The 25,803-nt window shown below is 34.3% G+C and carries 26 protein-coding genes; 9 read left to right on the forward strand and 17 right to left on the reverse strand.

Features of this window, described 5'->3' with window-relative positions:
- Positions 1 to 31: 31 nt before the first annotated feature.
- From AAA915_RS01890 to comGA, 9 genes are all read right to left on the reverse strand, one after another.
- Positions 32 to 838, reverse strand: a complete 807-nt coding sequence (locus AAA915_RS01890) for a Cof-type HAD-IIB family hydrolase (RefSeq protein WP_338199373.1) — start codon at positions 836 to 838, stop codon at positions 32 to 34.
- Between the two features lie 538 nt (positions 839 to 1,376).
- Positions 1,377 to 2,561 carry an acetate/propionate family kinase gene (locus tag AAA915_RS01895; RefSeq protein ID WP_338199375.1) on the reverse strand — a complete coding sequence of 395 codons (1,185 nt, stop codon included), beginning with the start codon at positions 2,559 to 2,561 and terminating at the stop codon, positions 1,377 to 1,379.
- Between the two features lie 44 nt (positions 2,562 to 2,605).
- Positions 2,606 to 3,607 (reverse strand): class I SAM-dependent methyltransferase, encoded by a 1,002-nt coding sequence (locus AAA915_RS01900; protein ID WP_338199377.1) that lies wholly within the window; start codon positions 3,605 to 3,607, stop codon positions 2,606 to 2,608.
- Positions 3,608 to 3,791: 184 nt separating this feature from the next.
- A complete protein-coding gene (locus AAA915_RS01905; protein WP_338199379.1) occupies positions 3,792 to 4,301 on the reverse strand; it encodes a competence type IV pilus minor pilin ComGF in 510 nt (169 codons plus the stop codon).
- Entirely contained in the window at positions 4,285 to 4,560 is a 276-nt protein-coding gene (locus AAA915_RS01910; protein ID WP_338199381.1) for a hypothetical protein, read from the reverse strand. Before AAA915_RS01910 ends, AAA915_RS01905 begins: the two co-directional genes overlap by 17 nt.
- Positions 4,550 to 4,972 (reverse strand): Prepilin-type cleavage/methylation protein, encoded by a 423-nt coding sequence (locus AAA915_RS01915; protein ID WP_338199383.1) that lies wholly within the window; start codon positions 4,970 to 4,972, stop codon positions 4,550 to 4,552. Before AAA915_RS01915 ends, AAA915_RS01910 begins: the two co-directional genes overlap by 11 nt.
- On the reverse strand, positions 4,962 to 5,300 hold the full coding sequence (gene comGC, locus AAA915_RS01920; protein ID WP_338199385.1) for a competence type IV pilus major pilin ComGC: 339 nt from the start codon (positions 5,298 to 5,300) through the stop codon (positions 4,962 to 4,964). Before comGC ends, AAA915_RS01915 begins: the two co-directional genes overlap by 11 nt.
- A gap of 9 nt (positions 5,301 to 5,309) precedes the next feature.
- The gene (locus tag AAA915_RS01925; protein WP_338199387.1) at positions 5,310 to 6,314 is read right to left on the reverse strand and encodes a type II secretion system F family protein; all 1,005 of its coding nucleotides are present in this window, start codon (positions 6,312 to 6,314) and stop codon (positions 5,310 to 5,312) included.
- Complete coding sequence (gene comGA / locus AAA915_RS01930) at positions 6,280 to 7,254, reverse strand: competence type IV pilus ATPase ComGA (protein WP_338199823.1); 975 nt, start codon at positions 7,252 to 7,254, stop codon at positions 6,280 to 6,282. The genes AAA915_RS01925 and comGA overlap by 35 nt, the downstream gene beginning before the upstream one ends.
- Before the next feature lie 1,114 nt (positions 7,255 to 8,368).
- Between comGA and AAA915_RS01935 the strand changes: the two genes are divergently transcribed.
- The gene (locus AAA915_RS01935; protein WP_338199390.1) at positions 8,369 to 8,701 is read left to right on the forward strand and encodes a helix-turn-helix domain-containing protein; all 333 of its coding nucleotides are present in this window, start codon (positions 8,369 to 8,371) and stop codon (positions 8,699 to 8,701) included.
- Positions 8,702 to 8,769: 68 nt separating this feature from the next.
- Here the strand turns inward: AAA915_RS01935 and AAA915_RS01940 are convergent, their stop codons facing one another.
- Positions 8,770 to 9,498: a YebC/PmpR family DNA-binding transcriptional regulator gene (locus AAA915_RS01940; RefSeq protein WP_338199392.1), complete on the reverse strand. Its 729-nt coding sequence runs from the start codon at positions 9,496 to 9,498 to the stop codon at positions 8,770 to 8,772.
- Between the two features lie 262 nt (positions 9,499 to 9,760).
- On the opposite strand from AAA915_RS01940, the gene AAA915_RS01945 reads away from it, so the two are divergent.
- The 7 genes from AAA915_RS01945 to AAA915_RS01975 all read left to right on the forward strand — a co-directional run bounded on the left by AAA915_RS01945 (position 9,761) and on the right by AAA915_RS01975 (position 18,317).
- Positions 9,761 to 11,368: an APC family permease gene (locus tag AAA915_RS01945; protein WP_420915102.1), complete on the forward strand. Its 1,608-nt coding sequence runs from the start codon at positions 9,761 to 9,763 to the stop codon at positions 11,366 to 11,368.
- 177 nt (positions 11,369 to 11,545) lie between these two features.
- Positions 11,546 to 12,358 carry a Cof-type HAD-IIB family hydrolase gene (locus AAA915_RS01950; protein ID WP_338199396.1) on the forward strand — a complete coding sequence of 271 codons (813 nt, stop codon included), beginning with the start codon at positions 11,546 to 11,548 and terminating at the stop codon, positions 12,356 to 12,358.
- Between the two features lie 46 nt (positions 12,359 to 12,404).
- On the forward strand, positions 12,405 to 13,106 hold the full coding sequence (locus AAA915_RS01955) for an ABC transporter ATP-binding protein (RefSeq protein WP_338199398.1): 702 nt from the start codon (positions 12,405 to 12,407) through the stop codon (positions 13,104 to 13,106).
- A gap of 12 nt (positions 13,107 to 13,118) precedes the next feature.
- Positions 13,119 to 15,911, forward strand: coding sequence for an ABC transporter permease (locus AAA915_RS01960; RefSeq protein ID WP_338199400.1), 2,793 nt, complete (start codon positions 13,119 to 13,121; stop codon positions 15,909 to 15,911).
- Between the two features lie 188 nt (positions 15,912 to 16,099).
- On the forward strand, positions 16,100 to 16,864 hold the full coding sequence (locus AAA915_RS01965) for an ABC transporter ATP-binding protein (RefSeq protein ID WP_338199402.1): 765 nt from the start codon (positions 16,100 to 16,102) through the stop codon (positions 16,862 to 16,864).
- A 2-nt stretch (positions 16,865 to 16,866) separates the two neighbouring features.
- Positions 16,867 to 17,598, forward strand: a complete 732-nt coding sequence (locus tag AAA915_RS01970; RefSeq protein WP_338199404.1) for a multidrug ABC transporter permease — start codon at positions 16,867 to 16,869, stop codon at positions 17,596 to 17,598.
- Between the two features lie 32 nt (positions 17,599 to 17,630).
- A complete protein-coding gene (locus AAA915_RS01975) occupies positions 17,631 to 18,317 on the forward strand; it encodes an antibiotic transporter permease (protein ID WP_338199406.1) in 687 nt (228 codons plus the stop codon).
- Between the two features lie 62 nt (positions 18,318 to 18,379).
- On the opposite strand, the gene AAA915_RS01980 is transcribed toward AAA915_RS01975, so the two are convergent.
- The 6 genes from AAA915_RS01980 to AAA915_RS02005 form a co-directional block, all read right to left on the reverse strand.
- Positions 18,380 to 20,287, reverse strand: coding sequence for a copper-translocating P-type ATPase (locus AAA915_RS01980; protein ID WP_338199408.1), 1,908 nt, complete (start codon positions 20,285 to 20,287; stop codon positions 18,380 to 18,382).
- A gap of 13 nt (positions 20,288 to 20,300) precedes the next feature.
- The gene (locus tag AAA915_RS01985; protein ID WP_338199410.1) at positions 20,301 to 20,672 is read right to left on the reverse strand and encodes a cupredoxin domain-containing protein; all 372 of its coding nucleotides are present in this window, start codon (positions 20,670 to 20,672) and stop codon (positions 20,301 to 20,303) included.
- A gap of 135 nt (positions 20,673 to 20,807) precedes the next feature.
- Positions 20,808 to 21,011 carry a hypothetical protein gene (locus AAA915_RS01990; RefSeq protein WP_338199412.1) on the reverse strand — a complete coding sequence of 68 codons (204 nt, stop codon included), beginning with the start codon at positions 21,009 to 21,011 and terminating at the stop codon, positions 20,808 to 20,810.
- A gap of 99 nt (positions 21,012 to 21,110) precedes the next feature.
- Positions 21,111 to 21,893 (reverse strand): ABC transporter permease, encoded by a 783-nt coding sequence (locus AAA915_RS01995; RefSeq protein WP_046324653.1) that lies wholly within the window; start codon positions 21,891 to 21,893, stop codon positions 21,111 to 21,113.
- Positions 21,894 to 21,895: 2 nt separating this feature from the next.
- Complete coding sequence (locus AAA915_RS02000) at positions 21,896 to 22,693, reverse strand: ABC transporter permease (RefSeq protein WP_294757136.1); 798 nt, start codon at positions 22,691 to 22,693, stop codon at positions 21,896 to 21,898.
- Complete coding sequence (locus AAA915_RS02005; RefSeq protein ID WP_338199416.1) at positions 22,687 to 23,673, reverse strand: ABC transporter ATP-binding protein; 987 nt, start codon at positions 23,671 to 23,673, stop codon at positions 22,687 to 22,689. Before AAA915_RS02005 ends, AAA915_RS02000 begins: the two co-directional genes overlap by 7 nt.
- A 498-nt stretch (positions 23,674 to 24,171) precedes the next feature.
- Between AAA915_RS02005 and guaB the strand changes: the two genes are divergently transcribed.
- A complete protein-coding gene (gene guaB, locus AAA915_RS02010; RefSeq protein WP_338199418.1) occupies positions 24,172 to 25,317 on the forward strand; it encodes an IMP dehydrogenase in 1,146 nt (381 codons plus the stop codon).
- A gap of 58 nt (positions 25,318 to 25,375) precedes the next feature.
- Here the strand turns inward: guaB and AAA915_RS02015 are convergent, their stop codons facing one another.
- Complete coding sequence (locus tag AAA915_RS02015; RefSeq protein ID WP_338199420.1) at positions 25,376 to 25,801, reverse strand: MarR family winged helix-turn-helix transcriptional regulator; 426 nt, start codon at positions 25,799 to 25,801, stop codon at positions 25,376 to 25,378.
- Between the last annotated feature and the right edge of the window lie 2 nt (positions 25,802 to 25,803).

Below are 25,803 nucleotides of genomic sequence, written 5' to 3' on the forward strand. Positions count from 1 at the left end.
CCTAATGTCAAAGCGGAACCTTGCACTCTATCTAAAAAACAAATTGCTCAAAAGCCAAGGCAATTCCATCTTGATTATTTGATGCAGTTTCAAAATCAGCTTGTCTTTTCGCCTCAGAAGAACCATTTGCCATAACTACTGAAGTTCCAGCTACTTTAAACATTGGTATATCGTTTCGTTCATCCCCAATTGCCATTACTTCAGGAGTTTCAAATCCTAGTTCTTTTCTCAAAAATTCTAATGCTATTCCCTTGTTAACACCTGGATGCATTATTTCTAAAAAATTATCTGCTGCTCGCACCACATAATTTTCATTACCAAAGGTTTTTACAACATCAGCTTCAATTTCATCAAGCTTAACTTTTTCATCAGCAAAAACAGCCTTAATTATCTGATCATCTTTAGGTAATTCATCAGGTTTTCTGATTAGGATGCCAGCACTATTTTCCCATGCCTGAACAACAGTAATTCGATTGACATTTAAATTACTAGTAATAATTGCACTGTTCTCATCAACAACATTATAATCTACGCCATACTCTTTAGAATATTGGTCAATCTTTTCATAAATTGTTTGATCAAGTCCAGATTTTTGGAGAGTCTTACCTGTCACCGTCTCAATGACAGCACCATTAAAAGTAACAACATATTGATTATCCTGAACTATTCCTAATTCATTCAAAAAATGCTTCACACCGGCTAATGGTCGCCCAGAGCAAAGCACAACCTTAATGTCGCGCTCTACTGCCTTCCTAACTACTTCAATAGTAGATTGAAGTAGTCTTCCCTGGCTGTTTAATAGTGTGTCATCAACATCAATCGCAACTAATTTAATCATTTATTTTTCCTTTACATTTTTTCAGATTTTCAGTTATTTTCCAGCGAGGCCAACCAATCATTTTGATAGTTAGAATCAGACCAATAGTGCTAATCCTATATCAAAACCTGTTTGGCTAATCTTGCCAGTTCTTTACGTTTGTTGCCTTGGGGAAAAATATGCAGGCAAGAAGTCATTAATATTATAAATAACTTTCTGCGGCTGACAAGCTTGTATAATTGTGTCTCCTAATAGCGTTATATCATTTAAAATGCTGCCTTTCTTCCATTTTTAAATCATTTAATAACGACACATTTCTTTTAGACAACAACACATAATATTCTGGCAAAAACCGTGTTTGACCAAAAACTACATATCTCTATCTAGTTCAGTCATTACCACCTGATTTGTTCCTTTAATTGCCAAAGTAGTCCTGTCTTTTGGTCAATCATACATAAATTCTCCAGTGTTATTATTCAAGTACTATAATATCAAAAATAAACAAAAAAAGTCGCTAAGTTTTTCTTAGCAACTCTTTATTGCATTACACGTTATATCGTTAACTTAAGTGCGCTAAACGCACAACATCACGTTCAATCATTAGTTCTTCATCAGTTGGAATAACTAAAGCTTTAATCTTTGAATTTGGCTTCGTAATAAATTTCTCACCATTTGATTTATTAGCTTCTAAGTCAGGCTCTAAACCAATAAATTCAAATGATTTCATAACATTTTCACGAATACCTGAATCATGTTCTCCTACTCCTGCTGTGAAAATGATCGCATCTGCACCTTTCATTTCAACCATGTAAGAACCAATATATTGTATGACACGATTTACAAAAATAGCTCTTGCAAGATCAGCCTTTTTATCAGAATTATTCTCTAAGTCACGCATATCTGAAGAAATCTCAGAAATACCTAATAATCCAGATTTATCATTCAAAATATCGATCATTTCGTTAATATCAATACGGTCTTTATTCATGATATATTGCAAAACAGATGGGTCAACATCACCTGAACGAGTACCCATAGTAACTCCAGCTAATGGAGAAAAGCCCATTGAAGTATCATAAGACTTACCGCCTTTAACAGCAGTAACTGAAGCACCTGAACCAAGGTGACAAACAATGAGTCTCAAATCCTTGGCATCTTTACCAAGCATTTGGGCTGCACGACCAACTATATAACGAACTGAAGTGCCATGAGCTCCATACTTACGAACACCATATTTTTCATAATAATGGTAAGGAATCGAATACATGTAGTGAACAGGATCCAAAGTTTGGTGAAATGATGTATCAAACACACCTACTTCAGGAACACCTGGTAGTAATTTCATGAAAGCTTCAATTCCCTTTCCCTCTGCAGGATTATGAAGAGGAGCATATTCCTTCAAATCATAAATTTTTTGCAATTTTTCTTGATCAATTAGTGCAGAATCTTTAAAATCTTCCCCACCAGCGACTATCCTATGACCAACACCAGCAATCTCGCTAAGATCATTAATAACATGGTATTGTTTCAAAGCCTTGAGCAGTAAATTAACGGCAGTTTCTTGATCTGGGATTGCAACTTTTTCACTGTGCTTTTCCCCATTTGCCAGTTCAATTTCAAAAGAAGAGCCATCAATTCCAACTCTGTCAGCAATTCCTTCTGCTAAAACCTTTTCTTCCGGTAAAGCAAACAACTTATACTTAAATGAAGAACTGCCTGAGTTGATTGCTAAAACTTTTTTCATAAATTTAATTCCTCCATAAACAAGACTTTAAACTTTTTCACAAATCAATTAATATTTTTAGTATACCACTCATTTAGTTTAACATTAAGCTTTATTAGGTCTTCTTCCTTTTTAAATGAGTCTAACTTTGTGAGAAATACTTCACTATTTCTGGCATTTTTTCCATGATTTTGAAAAATTAAAATTGATCTTTGGTTAAATTTATTTTGGAAAGCATTATCAGGTAATTCAATTATGGACCGTAAAAAAACTTTTTCTGACAGCCAAGGCATGAAGTCACTGCCGCCTTTGCCAGAAAGAATTGTCTGCGGTACAAGTAAAAAAGCGTACCCAGCTGGCCTAAGATTCCTAATAATTTGTTCAATAAATAAAAGGTGAGCAAGTGAATGACCTTTTTTAGATTTAGTAGCAAAATTAGCAGCATTTTCATCAACTGGATAATAGCCTACGGGCAAATCACTGACAACCACGTCCGGACTTTGAAACATCCAGGGTGTTAAACCATCCTGACGAAACATTTCAATATCAATTTTATTCAAATGGGCTGCTATATCTGCAAAGCTTAGCATTTCTTCGTCATTATCAATACCATAAAGTTCAAAATCTGCTTTAGAATGATTTGAAGTTTTCAGTTGTCTTACTACTGAAAACAACAGATTGCCTGTGCCAATTGCCGGATCAGCCACAATTAGTTTTTCTCTTGGTAAAAGTTTGAGCATAAACATAGCAATAATAGTTGCAATTGCAGGTGGTGTCGGCATTTGATTAACATCAAGTCCATCTTCATTAACAGCTTTTAAAACCAGCAAAGTAAAGATTTGTATCTTAATTTTTGATGAAAGCTGTTCATAGTGCAAACTAGCATATTTTTGACTCAATTTTTGAACGGTTTCTTTATCAGGAGCTCCCAACTCAACTTTTATCTGATTATTTTCTAAATTGTCAAAAGTTTCTACCAGAGCATCACCCATAGACACATTCAATGCTTCTTGCAAGCACTTAACACAATCCAAAAAATTATTAAAAAGCTTTTCTATATTATCCATAATTTATTCCCCTTATCTCTTAAACATTTTAATAGAAACAAGGTTATAAGAGCAAGCAAATCAATTATTAAACAGATATTCAATCAATAAAAAATTATTTTCCATACTTTCCTGATAAATTTCTAAATAAAATTGAATAAAAATCAAACACGTAGTTAAAACTAAGACACTGCTTAAAAGTGCGTTACTCCCTATTTTCCACCTTTTGTTTTTTTTCATTTAATACCTTCTTCTTCAAAGTAGGACGAGAATCAAATTTAAAGTATAATTCAGATTTTCTACCATCTTTTTCCGTCACATTTATTTTAATCTGTTTATCCCTTGTATGAAAATTTGCTTTTTTAACATTCAGCAATAAAGGCATGTGACCGCCTTTAGGAGTTGTCACACGCAGCATATCCTTATATAGTCCCAAATAATACGTAGAAGCTTTTTCCTTCATATTTGTTTTTACAAATACTGCTTTGGAAAAATTAGATTCTTTAGGTAACGTGTAAACCTTCGTACCCTTTTCTTCATTTATAAACCGATTTAATTGTACATATGAAAAAACAATATCATCTGTTTTATGGTGCGCTTTATTAGCCAATGTCAATGTTTTTAGCAGATTTTGTAACAGCAGTACTACGATCAATGTAATAAGTACTGAAAGCATTGCTTCAGCTAGAATAAAACCTTTATTTTTTAATTTCATATTTTTTGTTATTATTCACATCTAGAATATTTTTGTTATCGACAAACTGATAAAGCCGATCATGCACTACTACCCTTTTAATATTGTTCTTTTTCATTATGCTCCAAGCATAGGTACGATCAGTTTTTTGCTCAATTTTCCTTTCGATTAGTCTACTTTCTCTAATTATTAATTCTACAGTGGTAATGCCAATACACGCTATTATTAACCCAATCATGCTTTCCATTACGAGAAAGCCGCAAATTTTTTTATGAATCATTTATTGCACGTCCCCAAGTCATTTGTAATTTTATCTTTCGTGTATTCTTATCGTCACTGATGGTGATAGTATGAGGCGCCATCGAACCGGTAGTTGAGATCCTTAAAATAGACAAATTATAAACATGTATTGGCTGGTTTATTTTTAATGATTTAAAATAATTTTCTCCGGCAAATTCTATCTCTTTTGTATTCGGAAAATACCTAATAACACATGTTTGTTTGCTTGTTGCTGAAACACGGGCAGCTTGTTCTACCGCACTCCTAATTTCTCCAACTGTATTCTCTAAAATTAATTTTTCTTTATAAGTATTTAATTCTATTGCACCTATTCCAGTTATAATTATTGCTATAGTCAAAGTAATAACCATTTCAACTATAGTAAATCCTTTTAAATCAACTTTATTTAACATTCTTTTCAACAATACCATCTTTTACAGCATAATCTTTCGATTTTGTTAGTTGCTTTTTAGTTAAATAACCATCTTCAAACATGTTTTGAAAACTGATTGTCTTACCATTACGATCTTTATCATCTTCGTACAAAGTCACTTGGGTTTGTAGAGTTGATTTAAAGGCTTCATCTGTTTTTTTATTCGCGTTGTTTTTTTGTTTAGCTAAATTAGGAGCAATAATTACTAAAAGCATCATGATTATTGCAACTACAACTACCATTTCAATTAAAGTAAATCCTTTAACTTTACTCTGCTTTGTTATCAAATTTAGTATTCTTTTTTTCATAGTTATTCCTCAAATATTTTGCATCATTGCATACATTGGTAATAATAGCTTTAAATATAAACCAATAATACATAACCCAATTAAAATAAAACAAAACGGTTGTAAGTTCACAATCAACTTTGCTATTTTTTGCGCTAATTCATTAAAAAGTGCATTTCCTAGAAGCATGAATTTCTTACTTAAATCTACTTTCTTTGAACCGGTTTGTAATAACAAAAGCAATTCATTGGGTAAAAAGTCTTCTTTTTTAATAATTAAGTCAGGACTTATTCCTTGAGCCAACTGTTTACCAACATGCAAGCCAATTTGTTGCTGTAATGAGCCTTCCACCTGCATAGCAGCATAATCACAAATTTTTTGTAAGGAAAAACCACTCGCAAGCAAAAGTCCCACATCGTAAATCAAAATATATTCCACATATATTTGCACTAACGGTCCAATAATGGGAAAATGCTTCAGTTTACGTAAAGAAATATAATCTTGTTTTTTCAGTAAGAGCAAGACTTTACTCATAAAATAAACTATTACTAAGCAGGTAAATAACAAAGTTAACAGCATGAAATCACCGGTATGTTCCCCTGATTCAGCAAATTGTTTTGCTACAAAAGTTTGCATAAATAGTAAAAGGAAAATCATCATTAAAACTAAAACAAATGGATAGGTCAGCTCAGATTTTAGTTTTTTAAGTTGATCATTTTTTAAGCGATTCAGTGTAGCAATTTGAGTCAAGCAATCAATTAAATTTCCTTGTGCCATTGATAACTCGATTTGAGTTGCTATTGTTTTAGAAAAGCCTAACTTTAACATTTCTGAACTCAATTTCTTCCCCGACTGAATTTCACTACACAACTTAATAAAAACATTTTTGCGATTTGGCCATATGACAGGCATCATTTCTAAACTGGCGTTAAGGGAAAAACCGTTAGATAAGCTATTTTGCAAATATTCCAAAAATTCTAGCCGTTCTTTACTAGTTAATTTAACCCTGCTGATATTGCTCAAATATTTCCGCACTGATTTTTCCTCTTTCTTTGAGCTCACTTAAATTTTTCAACCAGGAAACATAATCTGCCCTTTTTTCTTGGCTAATATCTTCTTGTAACTGTGAGCCACTATCAATATCCATCAAACAAGCAAAACCTTCTGCAGTAGGTATAAGGCGTTGATAGCTTACAGCAGTTAAGCAGTTATACAGATCTGCTGTATTGATGTCTAAGCTTTCTAATCTTGAAATTGTCTGTAGAGTGCTTTTGGCATGAACTGTAGCAAAAACAAGGTGGCCACTTAAAGCCGCATTTACGGCTAATCTTGCAGTAACTTTATTTCTAATTTCTCCAATAATCAGAATATCTGGCCGATGGCGCAAAGCTGCTTCAAGTAGCCCCTCATAGCTAATATCAGCCGCTAAATTAACCTGTGTTTGCAAAAAATCTGTTTCATGAATTTCAACAGGATCTTCAATAGTCATTACCATTTGGTTTTTACCCACTATTTTCGCCAAGTTATACATAGTTGTTGTTTTACCAGACCCTGTTGGCCCACTGGTAATTATCAAACCTCTTTTTTTAGTTAGGTCTGTTAGCTTTTCAATTTGCCTATTGAAAAAGTATCTACCAGAGTTAATTTGATAAATAATCCTGACAACCAAAGATTCATTATCATTAAAATCACCAATGCTGGAAAGTCTTAAGTAGTACACAATATTTTTATATTCATATTCAAAGGCTCCCACCTGTGGCCTCCGGTGTTCCGCTATATCCATTTGAGCACCGAACTTTAAAAAATTAATTATTTCTTTGCCTTCATTCACTGAATATTGAGCTTGATTTTTGATTCCGGCAATTGTTCTAAAATTCACTACTAACATATTTCTCTGTAACAAGAAAAAAATGTCACTTGCACGTTGATTTATCGCTTCTTCAATCAAATTATTAACTGCATCCTTGATTCTCATCATTATCCTCCCTTTCTTTGTACTAATATTAATTACGCAAAAAAATAAATTTTTACTTATTATTTACAAAAAACTGGAGTTTTGCACATATTCATTTTATAAATAATTAAGGTTTATTTTTTATTCTTTTTAATAAAAACAATATATGAAGTGATTTAGACCATATTGCACCATAGTTAAGCCGAACAAAAAAAGCAGCACTTTCATGCTACTTTCACCCATTAAATACATTACTAAACTGCGATTAAAACATACTTATTTAGATAGAAAAATTTTTATTAATATGAATAAACACTAAAAACAATAAAAATTAGAAATTCACAGTAGAAGAGGTAGTATTTAAGGTCTCATCTTATTAAAATCACTCTCCTTTCAGTTTTATAATAGGATTAGTATTGGTAAAATAATCATTTCTAGTATAGATAAACTAAATTCAGGTAATTAGTTTTACGAACTAAATTACTACAGTAAAATTTAGTATTTAACTATCAAACTTATCTGCTTTAAATTCATTCTTACCGATTGTCTAACTCTGAAACAATCTTAATTTTTATGTATTACTCATAAATAAATATATTTTTAAAATACATTGATTAACAACCTAAGTGATGATCAGATTAAAATAGTTATCACTTAACCAACTAATTAAATCACTCACATTCGTAAAGATTTTGTATGCTACACATTATATTGTGTAAAGTTAATTAGTTGTGATTGCTAACCAATATAATGCAATAAAAACAATTTTTTTATTGCGATTTTGCTTCTTTGTATATATCATTAATATGGAAGCAAAATGATAAATGGCTTTTTCTTTTTGCTCTAAAACTATCAAATATTTTTATTTAATAGTTTGAATTTGTATCTATACCTACCTCCAATCTCATTTTTAAGTGCATTACTATGGAATATTGAATTTTCTTTAGCCACAAGTGATACGACATAGGTATACAAAAAAGTAGCCAAACTCAAATTGAGGCTACAATATTAACTAACACAAAAGTGAAAATTTTGTGCTTACCACTATGTGGTTAATTTTATTATATTACCATATTTGATAGCGGTCAAGAACAAAAGCAATCATTTGTAATACTTTTTTAAGGACGAAAATAGCATGAATGTTTATTCTCGTATTTACGACTCCGCTAAAGAACACGGAATGTCAATAAAAGAACTGGCTAGGAAAGCCAAAATTGGTGAAAATAGTATTTATCGTTGGAAGACAATCAAACCGTCAATCCAGTCTTTGACTAAAGTAGCTCGACAATTGCATGTATCTACCGATTATTTATTAGGTCAAAAAAAAGAAAGTTCGAAGAGCTATCGTTTGGACATAGCTGATAAGAACATTCACTTACTGTATCACGGACAAGAAGTACCAGAAAAATATATTAAAATGCTTCGTTTTATTATGGAAGAAGACAAAGCAGAGAAACAGGAAAATTAGTGTAAATATTAAAAAAATCTCTGGAATCGCATCTTTGATTCTAGAGATTTTTTAAAATGAATATTTCCTTAATCTTCGTCTGCAGCTGCTGTATAGACATTCTGAACGTCATCATCATCTTCCAGAGCATCTACTAAATGATCAAATTGCTCTTTTTTATCGTCTGGAACTGGGGTAGTTGTTTCAGGTATCATTGTTAATTCAGCATTAGCAAGTTTATAACCCGCTTTTTCAAGTGCATCGCGTACTTGAGCAAATTGCTTAGGGTCTGTGTAAATTTCATATGCATCATCGCTAGTTTGTAAATCATCAGCGCCTGCATCCATTACATCAAGTAGCATTTGATCTTCATCAGCATCAGTTGTTGAGCGATCAATAACAATGTAGCCCCTCCGATTGAACATGTATGCAACAGAACCTGTAGCACCAAGAGAACCACCATTTCTGGTGAAAGCAACTCTAACTGCAGAAGCGGTCCGGTTCTTATTATCAGTTAATGCCTCGACAAAGACAGCTACACCACCAGGTGCATAACCTTCATAAGTAATTTCATCGTAATGTTCGTCTGAATTTCCTTCAGCCTTTTTAATAGCCCGGTCAATATTTGATTTAGGCATGTTGTTGGCATGAGCCTTATCCATTACCATACGCAAATTAGGATTTCCGGAAGGATCAGGACCACCATTCTTTGCAGCCATATATATTTCACGAGATAATTTTTGGAAAATTTTACCCCTCTTTGCGTCTTGCGCATTCTTGCGGCCTTGAATATTGTGCCATTTTGAATGTCCTGACATTTTGAGAATCCTTCTTTCTTTTGATAGCGTATTAACGATATTATCTTAACGCATAGCACCGCAAATTTCAATACTAGCAATTATTTAGCTTTACTTTTTAATATAAATTAATACGTTTTCACTAAAATAAGTTTACCTTTCCTCTGGTCAACTTTTTATTTAATTAGTAAAATAAAAACATTAATTGTTTTCAAAGGAGAGAGTTTTAGTGGAGGAAATAAATTCAAACAAAAAGTACATATCTTGGCCAGTCTTAACCCTGATGGCTTTTTGTACCGTGATCGGCCTGGACGATATTATGTACAACTTTCAAAATCAGGGAATGCCAGTTGTTACTTCATGGATTATCATGTGCTTGTTTTATGTCATCCCCTATTCATTAATGGTGGGGCAGTTAGGATCCGTTTTCAATAATGAGGGTGGTGGCTTATCATCCTGGGTTCGTGGCACTAACGGAGAATTTCTGGGCTATTTTACTGCTTGGACATACTGGGCAGCGTCAATTCCTTATGCCGTTGATTCTGCTAACGAAATAATTGTTGATATTGGCTGGGCTTTGACTGGTTCTGAAAAGTTTCAAAGTCAAATTTCTAATACCAAATTCGCTTTAATGACTTTTGCGATGTTCATTATTTTTATTATTGTTGAACATTATTTTTCTCACTCAATGGAAGTTCTTTCTACTATTGGTGGTGGATTAATGCTCATCATGACCTTGATGTTTGTCTTCCTGGCTTTCTTGGGACTAGCAAAATCTGGTGGTCACATGGCAACACAGCCATTTACTTGGCGGACACTTATTCCCAAGTTTGACATGCATTATTGGACAACCATTGCAATGCTTATTTATGCACTGAATGGTTGTGAATTGGTAGCACCTTATGTGACTAAAATGAAAAAGCCTAAGTCTGATTTTCCTAAAGCCATGATTGCTTTGGCATTAATGACCATTTTCCTAACAGTCTTTGGCTCTTTTGCTTTGGGAATATATTTTAACAGCTACCATATTCCAAATGATTTAAAAATGAACGGTGCTTATTATGTTTTTGATATGGTAGGACGCCAATATGGCTTAGGCAAAACTTTACTTTATGTTTGGGCCTGGACATCTGTCTTCTATAATGCCGCTTTGCTAGCAGTACTTCTTGATGCCATGACTAGAATGCTCATTTCTGACACGGGCGACAAGTATATGCCTAAATTTTTACAGAAAAAAGACAAAAATGGTCTACCTATTAATGGTTACGTTTTAACTGTTTCTTTGTCAGCTTTCATCATGCTGTTAGGTATCTTCTTACCAGATATGAATGATATTTTTAATTGGCTGTTGAATTTGAATGGAATTATTTCTCCAGGTGTAACCTGCTGGATCTTCTTCTCTTTCATGCAAATCAGAAAAAATTCACAAAAATTCACCTCAGACTATGTTTTTATTAAGAATGACAAGCTGGGGTACCTTGCTGGTTTATTTTTACTAATAGTGACTGCTGCGGCAACTATTTTAGGAATTGCACCCCAAGACATCAAGAAGTTTAGTGGTTATTGGTGGTACGAATTAATAATCAATATCGTTGCTATTATTGTCTTAATCGGGCTAGGTGTCATTTTACCAAGCATCAGAAAACGTGAAGAAGAATACGGTATTGCATTTAACAAGAAGCAATGGACAACTATTTTTGTTTTGATAATCGGTTCTATTATTTTTGATCTATACCTGGGTGAAAAAAATACACTATTTCACAATGCCGCAGTTAACTTTGGTCAAATTAAAATTGGTGTAAATATTGTCATGATTATTATTGAAACAATTTTGGCAATCCTAGTTTGCTGGCTTGTTGGCAGAAGAAAGCCTACTCAAGTTAGCGACTAAATTATAAATTACCCCTATTCTCCGAAACTATTTTAGTTTTGGAGTTTTTATATATCAAAAATTCAATAAAATTGCTTTCAAAATAGCGGTATCTAATATTATTTCTCAGGCATTAGTTAAAATATCCGAATATCTACTATATAATAGTAGTGACTAAATTAAATGAAGGAGATCTAAATGACAAATATTCCCTTTAAAGCTGTAGCCGTAGACATGGATGGAACTTTTGAAAATGATGAAAAACAGTTTGATCATGAGCGCTTCGAAAAAGTTTTAACTAAATTGCGTCAAAGACACATCCACTTTATCGTCTCCAGTGGCAGACCATTATCACGTTTACGTCAAGATTTCTATGAATTTTTAGATCGGATTGATATTGTTGCTGATAATGGTTCAATTTTAACCAAAGACAATCAAATAATAGTTCGCCATGTGTTTACTTATAAAACTGGCATAAAATTAATTAATTTTATTCAAACCAATTATCCTCATGTTCAAATTGCTGCCAGCGGCTTGAACAACTCATATCTGAGTAAAAAGGCATTAAGTAACTTTAAAAATTTGATGCATTATTTTTATCCTAATGCCAGCGAAATAGGCAATCTTATAAATATTCCCCCAAGTGATAGCCTAACCAAACTGACCTTAGAATGCTCTGCTGAACTTGCACATGAGTTGGAAACAAAATTTAATCAGACAAATCCAGAAAGAATTCATTGCACTACCAGTGGTTTTAATAACATAGATGTAATGCCGAGTGGCGTTAATAAGGGTCAAGGTTTAAAATATTTTCTGCGTTACTTTAACGTAAAACCTGAACAATTAATTGCTTTTGGCGATGGCTTAAATGATCAAGAAATGATCGAATTAGCAGGATACAGTTATGCAATGAAAAATGGTCATGAAGACCTTAAAAAAATTGCTAAATATGAGGCACCATCTAATAACGAAATGGGCGTTTTGCAAGTATTAGAGAGCTATTTAGATTAGAATAAGAATATGAATATTGTTTTAAAAATGATAAGGACAAATTTTCATGAGCTATATTGACGTACGACACAACTTTAAACGTTACCATACTGGAGACACAGAAATTTTGGCTAATAATGATGTTAGTTTTACTGTTGAAAAAGGTGAACTTGCAATTATTTTGGGTGCATCTGGTGCTGGCAAGTCAACTATTTTAAATATTTTAGGTGGAATGGATACCAACAGTTCTGGTGATGTCATTATCGACGGTAACAATATTGCCAAATATAATAAGCGACAGTTAACTAGTTACCGCCGGACAGATATTGGCTTTGTATTCCAGTTTTACAACTTAATTCAAAACCTGACGGCAAGAGAAAACGTGGAATTGGCGTCAGAAATTGTTCCAGATGCACTTGATCCTGTAAAAACTTTGATCGATGTTGGTCTTAAAAACCGCATTAATAACTTTCCGGCTGAATTATCTGGTGGCGAGCAACAAAGAGTAGCAATCGCTCGGGCAATCGCTAAGAATCCCAAAATTCTACTTTGCGATGAGCCCACTGGTGCACTTGATTACCAAACTGGTAAAAGTGTTTTACAAACTATTATAAATATGAGCCGCAATAACGGCACTACAGTGGTTATAGTTACCCATAATAGCGCTCTGGCCCCTCTTGCTAACCGGGTAATTCATTTCCATGATGGTCAGGTTACGCAAATTGAAGAAAATTCACACCCCGACAGTGTTGCAAATGTTAAATGGTAGAAAAGGCTAATCATGAATAAAGTTATTCTAAAAGATTTTTGGCGATCAATTAAGCATACTAAAGGCCAATTTGTTTCTATCATGGGACTCATGATGATTGGTGCGTTTGCCTTAGTTGGTTTAATGGTTACCGGCCCGGATATGCGCGATACTGGAAATCATTATGCGCAAAAACTCAAGACAGCTGATTTAACGGTCATTTGCAATTATGGTTTAGACCACAAAGATACGCAAAAAATCAAGAAAACTAAAGGCTTGCAGGCCGTTGAGTTTGGTTACATGACGGATACCGTTATCAAAAATAGTCAGGAAAGCTTTCGCATTTTTTCTAAGCCCAATTCTGTGAGCAAGTACGAAGTTCGTAAAGGTCACCTGCCCACTAAATCAGACGAAATTGCCTTAGCAGACCATTATTCCGGTAAATATCAAATTGGGCAAAAAATCAGTTTTACTGAAAAGAAAAATATTTTGGGGACGACTCTTTTAAAACGAAAGAGTTTTAAAATTGTGGGCTTTGTGCGCTCTAGTCAGATCTTATCAAATGTCAATTTAGGTCAAAGCAACAGCGGCACCGGAGAATTGAAAGGTTATGCTGTTGTTGCCCCTAACGCTTTTAACGATACTGTTTATACAACTGCCAACTTAAGATATAAAGATTTGAGAGGGCTTGATTCTTATGGCAAGGTTTACACAAGCAAAGTTAAGAAACATAAAAAAGTTTTACAGGATGATTTAAAAGGCACTGCCCATCAAAGAAAAGAGAGAATACTATCCACTGCTGCCAAAAAGCTTGCACCGCAAGAAAAGAAGATTCATGAAGCTGAGCAAAAATTAAATGCTGCCAGTCATCAAATTAACGCTGCCGAAAAGCAATTAGCCACTCAAAAAGAAAAATTAAATGCAAAAGTAGCTCAGGCTAAAGCTGCTGGTATAAATTTGCCACCAGCTACCCAGGCTCAATTAGAGCAAGCTGAACGAGAAATAGCTGCTGGTGAGCAAAAGCTCCAACAAGAGAAAAAAGTATTTGCGCAAAAATCGCGTGATGCAACCAAAAAGATAAAAACTGGCAAAGAGCAAATTAACAAGGCGAAAAGGCAATTAAAAAAGTTAGCTCTTCCCAGTTACAGCGTGTATAACCGGCGAGAAGTTCCAGGTGGTGAAGGTAATTTAGTTTATACAACTGTGGCACAAGTTGTTGAAGATTTAGCAAAAGTATTCCCGATTTTTCTTTATTTTGTTGCCGCTCTAGTTACATTTACTACCATGAATCGCTTTATCGACGAAGAAAGAATAAATTCCGGCACAATGAAAGCACTTGGTTATGATGATTATGTCATTATCAATAAGTTTCTTGCATATGGCTTCATCTCAGGTACCATCGGTACAATTTTAGGAGTTTATTTAGGCCATACTTTGATGCCGCAAATTGTTTATCATGCATATTACAAGTCATTAACGATTCCACCAATTGAATTGCACTTTCACTGGCAAATCAGTCTGGTAGCTCTCCTATTATCTTGGATCAGTTCGGTTTTACCTGCATACTTAACCGCAAAGAATGAATTCAGAGAAAAGCCAGCTGCCCTATTGTTACCAAAAGCTCCAGCTGCCGGATCCACAATTCTTTTGGAAAAAATTCCTTTCATTTGGAACCATCTTAGTTTTACCCATAAAGTTACTGCTCGTAATATTTTTCGTTATAAGAAACGCATGCTGATGACCATCTTTGGTGTTTGTGGTGCTGCTACTATGCTTTTTGCAGGTTTCGCTGTCAAAAATTCAATTACTAACATGAATAACAGGCAGTTCAACGATCTAATTCATTACAACATGATTGTCGCCCAAAAGCCTGGTATTTCAGTTAACCAGCAAAAGACTCTAAATAATAAGTTAAACGAAAACAGTATTAAATCGGAGACTCCAATTTATTATGAATCTATGTCTAAAATTGCCGGTAAAACCGGTGACACCCAAGACATTACGTTAATTGCACCGTCTTCTGACAAGGTATTAAAAGATTACGTTCAGTTAACTAATCGGAAAACCAAGCAGACTCTGCATTTAACTAATAATGGAGTTATCATATCGGAACGGTTGGCAACTCTGCTTAAAGTAAGCAAAGGCGGATATCTAACGCTCACGGACAAAGATAATAAGTCTAGAAGAATGAAAGTAGCTGGTATTACAGAAATGTACATGGGACACTTTGTCTTCATGAATAAAACTCAATATCAGGATATCTTTAAACGCAATTTTAAATCTAACGCCTATTTAGTTAACTTAAACAATCCTAGTCGCAAAAATACCCGAAATATAGCCGCCCAATTTATGGCTCTATCCGGAGTGGCTGGTGTTGTACAAAACACGGCTGTTAGCCAGGAACTAGATGTCGTAGTCCAATCTTTAAATTTAATTATGTTAGTGCTAATAGTAGTCGCTGGACTTTTGGCAATTGTAATTCAGTATAACCTTACTAATATTAATATTGCTGAAAGAATACGGGAACTTTCAACAATCAAAGTTTTAGGATTCTATGATAATGAAGTAACAATGTATATTTATCGCGAAACCATTCTTTTAACAGGCATTGGTATATTGGTTGGCTATTTAACTGGTGATCTCCTTTATCGCTATATTCTTTACGTAGTGCCACCTGACAATGTTATGTTTAATCCCGCATTATCTGCTCCAAGTTTTCTGTGGCCATTAGGTGTAATTGGTGTGATCACTATCATTTTAGGATTTATCGTTAACAAAAAGTTAAAAGACCTCGATATGTTAGAAGCTTTAAAATCGGTTGATTAATTAAAATCTGCTCTCTGCGAGCAGGTTTTTTATTCATAATAAATTAAAAAATAAATAAAGTTGTGCTATACTTTTCTTATTAGATTTAATGTTCATGAAAAGATCTTCAAATTAACCTGTATACGAAATATTTATCATCCTTCCTTTTTAAATGATAAAGTTACTACAAATTAATTTTGGAGAAAAAATTGAATAATATTTTACAAGTTAAACATTTAAAAGAAACTTATAAGGATAAAAAGCAGGAATTTCAAGCTTTAGATGATGTTTCTTTTACAATTGACCAAGGAGAGATACTGGCGCTTTTAGGTCCTAATGGTGCTGGAAAAACTACTATTGTCTCAATCATTGGCGGTTATTTAATTCCTACTTCCGGCCATGTGATTTTAAATGGTCAAGATATTACCACTGCACGAAAGAGACCAAACATTGGTGTTTCTTTTGGTGGTGATTTAGGTTTTTATCGTAATGCAACAGCCAAGCAAAATTTACAATTTTTTGCTGACTTGGCTAAGGTACCTTTGCGCAAGCAGAATAAAGAAATTGAACGTGTTCTGTCAATTGTTGATCTTCTGAATGTTGCCAATAAAAAAGTAGGAGAATTTTCTAAAGGAATGACGCAAAGACTGCATATAGCACGCTCTTTGCTCAATAATCCTAATTTATTACTCTTGGATGAACCCACAAGTGGTCTTGATGTTGAAATTGCACAAAGTGTGCAGAAGACAATTAAAAATTTGTCTGACTCGGGTATAAGTATTTTATTAACCAGTCATACAATGTCCGAAGTTGAAAAATTGGCTAAACGGACAGTCATTTTAGGTGCAGGGAAAGTATTTTTTACCGGCACCATCAATGCTGTTTTTGGCTTAGCCGAAAAAGAGATAAACCAAAAACCTAAAAATTTAGAAGAAGCCTACTTGGCTTTAGCACCTAAATTAAGGAGAAAATAAAAATGCGTTTTATTCGTCTCTTCCTCTTTCATGTTAAAGATTATCTTTCAGATCAATATTTTGTCTGGTTGACGATCACAAGTACTACTTCTATCTTCTTAATGCAATATATTATGGCGTATGCTACACATAATTTGAATAATACACAAATATGGCTTCAAAGCGGTATTTTTGGAATGTGGACTTCTTGTACAACCGTTGCCGGTTGCATCAGTTTCGAACGTTACAAAGGAACGCTACCATATTTATTAAACAGCCAGTACGATGAAAGAGCTTCCTTAATTACCTTGCTTTTGCCTGCATCCGCCTATGGCCTATTTTCGTTTCCGATTGCATTTATTCTGGCAAAAATTTTAGGAGCAGCTACTGGTACAGTTTCTCTTTACATTATTTTATTAATTTTGCTAATGTGGGTTGGTTGTGCAGTAATGGGCATCTTAATTTCATCTTTTCTAACTTTGTCACCAAACGCAATGGTCTATGAGAGTTTAATCGGAACTCCGATATTACTATTAGCAGGATTATTCGGCAATGATACCGTTTTAGGGCCATTAACCAATGTGTCACAATGGTTTATCCCAATCACGGCAACAATTGCTGCTTTATCCCATAATAAAAGCCTCAACTGGTCTTCTTATTTCTGCAGTTTACTTCTTTGGATTGTATTAATTGTGGTTATTGTCAGAAAAATTAACGACCTGGTAAGAAGGAAAGGAGCTCTGAAAATTATCTAATGTTTGCTACACAGTTCTCGAGCCTTTCATTTTTGAATAATTGGCGGACAAAACTGACCTACTTTTTCATCACGCCAATGATTAATCTGGCCCTGTTAGTATTAATTAATATGCAGTATTCTAATCAGTTTAATTGGGATGTTGCCATTAGCTCCATTGCAATGGATGCGGCGGTACTTGCACTTGAAACATTTTGTTCTGCTGTGATTACCGATGCTAATTTAAAGATTGACTTTGAATTAATTGCCAAAAGACCTTTCAGTATCAGATATTGGCTTACTAAGTGCATTGTTGCCATTATTATAGGCTGCACTTTAGCACTAATTAACCTCTTTCTATTGTACTTGGTAGGAGCTCCATTAGTCATTATTAAGCGCGCTTTACTTATGCTACCACTTTCATGTATTTATGGTTGCGCTTTAGGTTTTGTATCTTGGGCTATTTCCTGGCAAATGAATGATCCTTATTTTTTGGAGAATATTTTTAGTAGTTTAGCCCAATTAATATCAGGAGTACTAGTTGTAATTTCAGCTTATCCTGACTGGTTAAAAGCAATTGCTTTATTATTTCCTTTTTCAGAACCAGTTACTTATATTAAAACAGGTGGTGCTAACCTAGCTTATAGCATATTTATTACCCTCATTTGGCTTATTATTGGTATTTTTGCTTATATTATTCAAATCAAGCCTGTTTTAGCCAAAGGAAAACATCATTATTAAGGCTTACACAGCAAAAAAAGAGCGGTTGAATATAATTCAACTGCCCTTTTACTTTTATAATGCTATATTTTTGCTTTTCCTAATAAAACAGAACTGATAACCACTGATAGTGAACTAAACGCCATAGCTAAACCGGCAATTTCTGGGCTTAGAGTAAGACCCACGCCAGCAAACAGGCCAGCAGCTACTGGTATGCCTAAAATATTGTAAATAAAAGCCCAAAACAAATTTAATTTTATTCTGTTAAATGTTTTGCGACTCAGTTTCAAAGCGCGTACAACATCTTCCAAATCATTTTTAATAAGTACGATGCCACCAGCATCTATTGCAACATCTGTACCAGAACCCATGGCAATTCCTACATCAGCCTGAGTTAAAGCTGGTGCATCATTAATGCCATCACCTACAAATGCAACATGGTGTTTTTCCTGTAATTTCTTAATGGCATCAGCTTTATCAACTGGCAAAACTTCAGCAATTACCTGATCAATACCTACTTGCTTTGCTATGGCCTCAGCTACCTGCTGATTATCGCCAGTGAGCATTACAGTTTTAAGTCCTAATTGATGCAAATCAGATATTGCCATTTTGGCGTTTTCTTTAGGTGCATCTTGAATTGCGATTAGACCTATTACCTTATTATCTAAAACGACTGATACTACAGTTTTAGCGGCATTTGTCAAAGTTTGAATTTTAACTTTAAACTCTGGGGTAATAAAAGCCTCATCCCGATTTTTGGTGCTACCTACCAAAATCTTTTTTCCGTTAATAATACCGCTGATACCTTGTCCTTCAATAACTTTAAAGTCTTCCACTGGCAGAAAAGTAAATTTTTCTTTTTTAGCAGCAGTCAAAACAGCTGGAGCAAGAGGATGTTCAGAAAATTTTTCTAAACTGGCTGCCAATTGTAAAACAATTTTTCTATCACCAACAATATCTGTCACTTGTGGTTTTCCCTTTGTGATGGTACCCGTTTTATCAAAAACAATGGTATCAATGTTATTAGCAGCTTCCAAAATTTCGCCGTTTTTGATTAAAATACCCATTTTTGCACCACGTCCGGTTCCTACCATTAAAGCCGTTGGAGTGGCCAAACCTAATGCACAAGGACATGCAATCACCATCACTGCTACGGCAAAAACTAAAGCCGTAGCAATACTTTTACCGAGAAAAATATACCAAACTAAAAAAGTTACAATTGCAATGATCAAAACAGTAGGAACAAAAATATTAGCTACTTTATCGGTCAATTTTTGAATAGGTGCATGACTGTTCTGAGCCTTTTTTACAATATCCACTATTTGAGCCAGCATGGTATCATTGCCAACTTTTTGAGCTTCCATTACAAATGAACCTGTTTGATTAATTGTTGCACCTATAACCTGGTCGCCACTAATTTTTTTAACCGGCATGCTTTCACCGGTTACCATAGATTCGTCAACGCTGGAATTGCCGGAAACAATTTTGCCATCTACTGGAACTTTTTGTCCAGGCATCACCTGAATTAAGTCGCCCTTAACTACCTGAGTGATGGGAGTACTAACAAAATGATCACCTTTTTTAACCAGTGCATCTTTTGCGCCTAAATTAAGTAACTTTCCCATAGCATCTGAAGCCGTAGACCGCATTTTTTCTTCTAAAACCTGCCCTAGTAAAACAAAAGTAATGACTAAAGCCGCACTTTCGAAAAATACGGGTTTGCCGGTAAACATGGCATAAATGCTGTAAATATAAGTTATTGCTGTACCTAAAGCAACCAGGGTGTCCATATTTGAATGATGTTTTTTAAATGCAGACCAGGCACTGGAAACAAATGGGCCGGCTGAAATCAACATAATAATCGTAGTTGATATCAGCATGGTCCATTCTCCGCCAGGCAACATCCAGCCAGTAAAAGGATGAATGATCATTTCAACTAGCATCGGTAGTGATAATATTAGCGACGTCCAAAAACGTGTTGTTATTTTCATTCTTTTACCCTATCTATTTGACAATAACCTTACCATGAAACATATTCATACTGCATGCCCATTCATATTCGCCGGCTTTGGATGTATCTATTTTAATCGGTTCAGTTTTACCTTGAGGCAATTTCTGATTTATACCAAAATCTGAGAAGATAACATGGTCTAAGCAACTGGAAGAATCGGTTCTTTTAAAGTTTAAGGTAGCCGGTACTCCCCTTTTTAAAATAATTTTTTCTGGAGAATATCCGCCTTTGACCTCAATATCAACACTTTGCTTATTCGAACTAATAGATGCATTTTCTGTTGCTACTTGGTGCTTACCAAAGAACCACCATGCGATAAAGGCAATAAGTGCGAGTCCTAAGCATAAAATAATAATCCTATTCATGATAATTCCTCCTAATTGAAGTTGTGTTTTATGTCTACACTTGTAAACAATTTTTAGTATAGATGATATATTTACAATTGTAAACAATAACGCTCTAAAAAAACTTACTGAAAACATCAGTAAGTTTCATCACTATCAATCGGCATCTAATCGCTTTAACCATTGAGTGAGGTCATTTTTATCTAACATTATTTGCTTAAGTTCTGTTTTATTTTCCGCAGCCAGTAGCATCATTAACTGGAGATATTTACCAACTGAAATACCATATTTTTCCAAATTAAACTTAGCATTTTTTACTACTGCATTATCTAAATTAACTGTAACTAGTTCGTCTTTCACCGCTTATCCCTTTTCCCATATTTTAAAATAAAAACTAACAGGAATATTCTAAAAAAATTTATACGGCTGTGCAAGCTTTATGGAAAACAGTTTACTTAGCTATCTACCAGCTCCATCATACTTCTTGAGGCCTAAATTCCAGATTACATGATCCAGTACTACAAATATTAAAGCAACTAAAAGCTGTAGTAGCAAAATATGCCATTCTTCTGGCCTTAATAGAATAATTGTTGCAGGGCATGCAACTAGGCCAAAAGGCAAAATAAAATTAAATATTATATTGCCCAGGCCACGATAAATACTTGCAGGATAACGACTCATTTGTATCATACTTAAAAATAAATCATTTCTGCCAAAATTAGTTGGAAACCAAAAGGCTGAAATTGTCCAGAGATACCACAATGAATAATATAATATGCAGCCTAATACACAGGAAAATAAGAAACAAACTAGTTGGATAAGACTAATTTTTATTCCTTGACACGCATAAATAATTACTACCAGTCCCAAAACGGAATTTATTAGTTGAGTAAATTCAATGGAACTGAAAAAATAAAATAGTTTAGTATTAATTGGCTTTAGGAGCACCGAATCAAGCGTACCCTCTCTAATATCAGCTTCCATTTTAGGCATCGATTTGACTAAGAAGGCCATCAGGAAGCCATCTAGCATAGTATAAACCCCAACTAATAAGAGGCATTCCTTAAAACTCCAGCCTCCAACAGTGTCAACATTTAAATAAATGACTTTAAAGAAAGCAATTGGGATACCCAACCAAAGTACTGAGGAAATAATACCAAATACAGTATCCAGCCTAAAACTAATAGTCTCTAAAAAGGCTATCTTGATTAAAGAACCGATCAGTTTAAATTTATTTTTCATATCTAACCCATTACATCAGAATATCTCTGAAGCCCTTTTCTATTAACTATTTGTACAATTACATAAAAGATAACTGCCCAAGCAATCTCAATTCCAGTATTTTTAAGCCAAGATTGTAAGGAGAGCCCTTTTACCAAAGTATCTATGGGAAAAGAACTAAAATACTGAAAAGGTAAGCATTTGGTTATTTTTACCAAAAAAGGCGGCAAGATTTCTAAGGGAAAATAAAAACCAGCCAGCAGGTTTACCAACACTTCTTTTACTAGTAAAACAAAGAAGAGGTTATCAAACCAATAAGCAACACTACCTATGATGTAAGAGAAAAGAAACCAAAGCACCGCTGACATAATAATGCTAAAAGCAAATTCCAACAGCACTATCGGTGATATCTGCAATAAATTTTTTACTAGAATGTATAATATTCCAATTATCAGTATTGGAGCCAGTAAAAGTAGATTTGCTAATCGGTCGCCAACCATTTTAGCAAAATAATATTTTTCAATTGCTATTGGTCGATGAATAATGTTTGACAATTCACCCGAATGAATATCATCATTTAATTCCCAGTCAATTGCATACCAGACAAAGGAATTGATAAAGTTAACGCCAATGTAGTAAATGACAATTTGATTTTTAGTAAATCCGCCCACTGTTTGCCCGTGATTTAATATTAAAGACCACAGATAAAACATTACGATACTTGGTACGAGAGCTTGCAGTAGCAAAATCACCACACTGCTTTTATTCGCTAAAATAGACTTGAGGGAAATTTTACTTACTGCACGGTATGTTTTTAACATTTTTGATTCTCCTCGGCAAATAATTCTAAGATAATGTCTTCCAGTTTCAGTTCATTTATTTGATAATTTGAACCCTGCCGGTTTTTAGCAAGATATGCGATCATATCATCAACTTGTTCATTTGGAACTTTGATGGTAATTGTTAAATCATCCTGATTGATTATTTTGCCCTCAATATTCTTCTCAGCAAAACTTTCTGATTTATCAAATGTGATGTACTTATTACTACTGAATTTATCCAGTAAATCCTGTTTCTGACCATTCCACATAATTTCTCCGTGATTAACAATTATTAAGCGATCACAGATAGTCGCAATATCTTCCATATCATGGGACGTCAAGAAGACGGTCAGTTTTTCTTCTTTATTTAGTTGCAAAAGGAATTTGCGGATGTCCCTTTTTGCCAGCACGTCAAGTCCTATTGTGGGCTCATCTAAAAAGAGCACTTTAGGTCTGGTGGCTACACCCGCTAAAAATTCAATTTTCATCCTCTCTCCCAGTGATAATTTACGCGTTTGAGTATCTAATTTTTCCGCAACGTTTAATATTCGCGCTAGATTATTAACTGTTTCTTGAAAAGATGTTTCAGAAATATCATACATTGATTGCAAGAGCTTTAAATAATCTCTGGGAGTTAAATCGGGAAAAAGTTGTGACCTGTTTCCCATCACCACTGAAATTGATTTTTTAAAATCATTGGTCCTTTTGGTAGGATCAAAGCCATTGACCCTGCAGTAACCTGAAGATGGAAAAAGAGTACCTGTTAACATCTTTATAGTAGTAGTTTTACCCGCACCATTTTGTCCAATAAAACCTACTTTCTCTCCTGGCTTAATAGTAAAGTTTAAGGATTTAACGGCATTAACAACCGTTCTTTCTGGCTTAAAAATATTTTTTGCTATAGCATGCCAAGTCTCTCCTCTGGTGGATACCGCATATTTTTTTGACAGATCATGTACTTCAATTGCATTTTCACCCATGTTTCAAACTCCATTTTTTTATCGAATCCGGCACAAAAAGGCAATTACCAAAGGAAGTGACCCATTGATAATTGCTCATATTGAACATATTTACCATACTTTGCTAATGCCATTGGTTTAACCTCATTATCCGATAGATATTTAATCAACAACATTAGATTCAATTTTAGCACAGTCTTAATTATTTTTAAATAATATTTAATCAATTTGTTAATTTTATTGTAAACCCGAACATTATCTAGGTATCATAAATTACTCACCAATAACTAATACTTATCAATCATTGACGTAAGTTGTAAAAAATCTTAATATTTTTACTTTATTACTTACAATATAAGCTAATATAATATATTTGTTCGCCTTTAAGGTTGAAATAGATTCAAAGTAATATTATACTTTTATCAATATAGCTTTTGATTTTAACTTGACCAAGCTCAAAATCACTAGTAAAGTGTAATCAATTTAACTTTGATAATTTTAAAAAGGAGAGTGCATTAAATGTCAAATTGGACAACAAAATTTGTTAAAGAAGGTCTAACTTTTGATGATGTTTTATTAATTCCAGCAGAAAGTCACGTATTACCCAATGAAGTAGATTTACATACTCAACTGGCACCCAATCTTAAACTAAATATTCCAATAATCAGTGCCGGAATGGACACTGTGACTGAAGGTGCAATGGCAATAGCTATCGCACTGCAAGGCGGCTTAGGTGTAATCCATAAAAATATGTCAATTACTGCTCAAGCTGGAGAAGTAGCAAATGTCAAAAATGTTGTTGTCCCAAGTAATATCACTAAAGCAGCTGTCGATGATAATAATCACCTACTCGCTGCAGCTGCAATTGGTGTCACTAGTGATACGTTTGAACGGGCCGAAGCACTTATAGAAAAGGGAGCAGACGCCATTGTCATTGACACTGCACATGGTCATTCAGCTGGAGTTTTGCGTAAGATAAAAGAAATTAGGGAACATTTTCCTGATATTACCCTCATTGCCGGCAATATTGCTACCGGTGATGCTGCTAGAGCACTCTTCGATTCAGGTGTTGATATTGTCAAAGTTGGAATTGGGCCAGGTTCTATTTGCACCACACGTGTCGTAGCTGGTGTCGGAGTTCCACAAATTACAGCGATTTATGATGCGGCTACAGCTGCTAGAGAATACCACAAGCCAATAATTGCCGATGGCGGTATGAAGTATTCAGGTGATATTGTTAAGGCTCTAGCTGCTGGTGGCAATGCGGTTATGCTTGGAAGCATGCTTTCAGGAACTACTGAGGCACCGGGCGAAATTTTTGAAAGTGACGGTCATAAATTTAAGACTTATCGGGGAATGGGCTCTGTCGGCGCAATGGCCCAAGCTCATGGTTCTTCAGACAGATATTTCCAAGGCGGAGTAAATGAAGCTAATAAGTTAGTACCTGAAGGAGTGGAAGCACGCGTTGAATATAAAGGTGATGTCTCTGATATTGTCTTCCAGATTATTGGCGGTTTGCGCTCAGGCATGGGCTACGTCGGTGCCGCTACAATCGATGACTTACGGGAAAATGCACAATTTGTCAAAATTACTAATGCTGGGTTACGTGAATCTCATCCACATGATGTACAAATTACCAAAAAAGCACCTAATTATGAAAGATAATAAAAATTAAACAAAAAACTAGTTATTGCATAAAACAATAACTAGTTTTTAATTTACCCTATTTTTCTGAAATAGCGTCATTTAGTTTCTGTAAATTCTCTACTAACTCCTTTTTAGTTTTAACTCCTAAAATTTCAGCATAGCTATTTTCAGACTGGATAAAATAGTTAGAAATTTTTTGTTCTAAATTAACAGCTTTAGTAGTTAGGATGATAGCCTTTAATCGAGTATCATGTGGATCTACTTTTTTAGTTATTAAATCTTTTTCTGCCATTAAGCGTAAAACATTGGTGGCCGTTGATTTTCTAATATTGAATTCATGCTCAATATCTTTTTGATAAATTGGCTTATTTTGTGCAAATGAAGCCAAGTATTCAATGATTAACATTTGCGTTCCGGTTAAACCTATTTTCCTGGCATAGTAATCAGCATTACGGTTAAACGTATTTTGTACTCTCTGCAATGCTAATCCTAATCTGGTCATTA

The sequence above is a fragment of the Lactobacillus rizhaonensis genome (assembly GCF_036246345.1).
GTDB lineage: Bacteria > Bacillota > Bacilli > Lactobacillales > Lactobacillaceae > Lactobacillus > Lactobacillus rizhaonensis.